The 2,884-nt window shown below is 39.7% G+C and carries 1 protein-coding gene, 1 rRNA gene and 2 pseudogenes; 1 reads left to right on the top strand and 3 read right to left on the bottom strand.

From position 1 onward, the window contains the following. Window positions 1-90: pseudogene (locus tag FTT72_RS16030) on the top strand (IS5/IS1182 family transposase); the annotation flags it as partial. Window positions 91-287: 197 nt separating this feature from the next. On the opposite strand, the gene FTT72_RS16025 reads toward FTT72_RS16030, so the two are convergent. From FTT72_RS16025 to rrf, 3 genes and pseudogenes are all read right to left on the bottom strand, one after another. Continuing rightward, window positions 288-1,631, bottom strand: a complete 1,344-nt coding sequence (locus FTT72_RS16025; protein ID WP_180178688.1) for an aromatic acid/H+ symport family MFS transporter — start codon at window positions 1,629-1,631, stop codon at window positions 288-290. Window positions 1,632-2,025: 394 nt separating this feature from the next. Continuing rightward, window positions 2,026-2,594, bottom strand: a pseudogene (locus FTT72_RS16020) (DUF4256 domain-containing protein). A 187-nt stretch (window positions 2,595-2,781) separates the two neighbouring features. Next, window positions 2,782-2,884 (bottom strand): 5S ribosomal RNA (gene rrf, locus FTT72_RS16015); the annotation flags it as partial.

The raw sequence follows: 2,884 nt of genomic DNA, 5'->3' as shown, positions 1-2,884 counted from the left end.
AGAGGAATTGCCACAAGATACGATAAGCTAAAACGTAACTATCAAAGCGCTGTTGCTTTAGCTTGTATATTTATATGGTTGCCTCTTTAGCTCAATTTATCGGCTGTAAATGTCAACACACCCTAATTATTTTAAACAAATTTCCCATTCATGAGCTCTAGATATATTTTGAACAATTTTGATCTATAAAAATTCTATTTGAAAGTTCAATATTAAATGCATGCGACATAAAATGACGCAAAAATTAGAAAAGCCCCCTTACGGAGGCTTATTCATTTCAAATCTATTTAAGCTTTAGCAGGTTGCAACGCATCAACTTTGTCAGAGTCTGTGTCATGCATAATCAACGCAACCGCGATCGCAGTAATCAGTACAGGTAAACCCACCGCCATAAAGTTGAAATGCGCAGGTAAGTTCATACCAAGCAAACCACCAATCAAGATCGGCCCTACAATCGCGCCCATACGACCAATCGCAGAAGACCAACCAATACCCGTCGAACGTACAGCAAGTGGGTAATACTGCGCCACATAGCTGTATAGCAGCATTTGCGAACCAATAGATGCAGCACCTGCCAAGAATACCAAAATGTATAGCAAGAACTGATTCGATTGGAAGCCCATCAAGCTCATCACAATCGCCCCCATCATACCCAAAACCATCAGCACAGGTTTTAAATGGAAACGGTCAGCCAAAATACCACCGCCAACAATACCCACAACTGCGCCAACGTTCATGACCATCATGAACATCAAGCTGTTATCCATAGAATAACCGGCTGCCATCATCAGTTTTGGTAACCAGCTGCTTAGCGCATACATGGTCAATAGGCACGTAAAGAACGCCACCCAAAACAGCAATGTATTTACGGCACGACCACGGCGGAACAAACTCACCACGTTAGCAGCTTCAGGTACATTTTCTTGCGGTAAAGTGAACACTGTATTTTCAGTCACTTTCACTTCAGGCGCTAAGCGCTTCACGATACTGCGGGCTTTTTCCTGTTTGTTTTCTTTCACCATAAATGCCAAAGATTCAGGTAAGAATTTCCAAATGACAGGTAAAAGGAAAAGTGGAATACCTGCGATAAAGAACATGATTTGCCAACCAAAATCAGGGGTGAACCATGAACCTAAAAGTGCCGCCATCACACCACCGACTGCATAACCACTAAACATCGTCGTTACTAGTGTACTACGCATCTTCTGCGGCGCGTATTCCGACGTTAAAGCCACAAGGTTAGGCATTACACCGCCAATCCCTAAACCAGCCAAGAAACGCAAAATACCAAATTCTGTTGGATTTGACGCAAAACCACCGGCAAAGGTCAAACCACTAAATAAAACAATACAGATCATGATGACTTTTTTACGGCCAATCTTATCTGCTAAAGAACCAAAGAACATGGCACCAAACATCATCCCTGCGAGCGCAGTACTGGCAAGCATCCCCGCTTGCATTGCAGTTAAGCCCCAGTCTTGCATCAATAATGGTAAAACCACGCCATTAATCGCTAAATCGTAGCCATCAAATAAAATAATCAATAAGCACCAAGCCACTACATTGAAGTGGAACGGGGTAAATTTAGCCTTATCGACTACAGAATTTATGTCTATTTTTTCCGTTGTCATCGTTCTCATCTCCCATGAGTACTTGTCCATAACATTCATTGAATTTTTAAGTAAAATTCAACAGCCACGGAATATACGGAACAGTGTTTTCTAGGGATATTAGACGTATGTTTAATAAATCTAGTCGCTTATAAGTACATGTTAATTGTGTTATTTTTCATGCTTTAGTTTAATTATTAAACATTATCAATATATGATTATTTAACTTGATTTTATAAACCATAATGCTCTTTTTTTCAGGTCTAATTCTTCTATTCTTTCATTAAACTTCAGAAAGACACACGATCATTTATTTCTATTTTTAGTTGAGAAAAAATTTAAATGTCTAAAAAACAAACGCACTCACATATCTAGATAAGCTCTTTTTCAATACGTTCTTTTTAAATCTATTGAATTAGAGCTGAACTTTAGCGATCACAAGTTTACAGCGAAATCCACGAGACGAATAATATGATTGTGCACCATTGTGATAGCTAAACACATGGTCATAACGTCGATCACAGAACAGCGCTACACCCTTTTGCCGAATATCAACTGGCGTCAAAATCCAGCTCGAAGTCTTTAAATCGAAATGAAAAACTTGCTGTATCGCTCGATAGTCCTCTTCTGTCAGAAGCTGAGCACCGATGTCTCGAACCATGTCTATTACGTTATTTTTGGGAGGCTGATCCTTCCGATTCTCCGAGGCATCACGGTCATAACACAAGCTGCGTCTAGGCTTTGGTGACTCTAAGCTGCAATCATAAAATATCAGATCATGAGATTGCCGATTCAGCATTACAATATCTGGCTCACCGCCTGTTTTTTCCATTTCGATTAACATTTTTAGTTCTGAGGACTGTACTATCAATTGTTTTTAACTTCATCCCAAAGCAATTCTGGATGACGCTGCATATTTGCCTCAAAGCGTTGCTGCAATATCTCTAAAACAGAGACTTCATCGAGATCTTGGAGCGTATGTATATTCTATTATTTTTATACATTGCAGACTGAACTTCACTGTAAAGAATATAGGCTCACCTTGATGTAAATTTTTAGCATTGTTTAGCCTTATTCTTTTTAAATATCTCTCGTTTTCCTATTTTGTGCTTTTTCTTTTCCATACATAAAAAAACACCCCCTGACGTATCAGGGGGTGTTTCGAATAATGAGCTGGCGATGACTTACTCTCACATGGGTAACCCCACACTACCATCAGCGCTAAGAGGTTTCACTTCTGAGTTCGGGAAGGGATCAGGTGGTTCACTCTTGCT

It is taken from the genome of Acinetobacter sp. YH01005 (genome assembly GCF_013420465.1).
Taxonomy (GTDB): domain Bacteria; phylum Pseudomonadota; class Gammaproteobacteria; order Pseudomonadales; family Moraxellaceae; genus Acinetobacter; species Acinetobacter amyesii.
This window is presented reverse-complemented; position numbering and strand designations above follow the sequence as displayed.

What these genes read in the sequence shown, in the direction of transcription:
- FTT72_RS16025 (WP_180178688.1), bottom strand. Translation starts at nt 1,631, where the DNA reads ATGACAACGGAAAAAATAGACATAAATTCTGTAGTCGATAAGGCTAAA.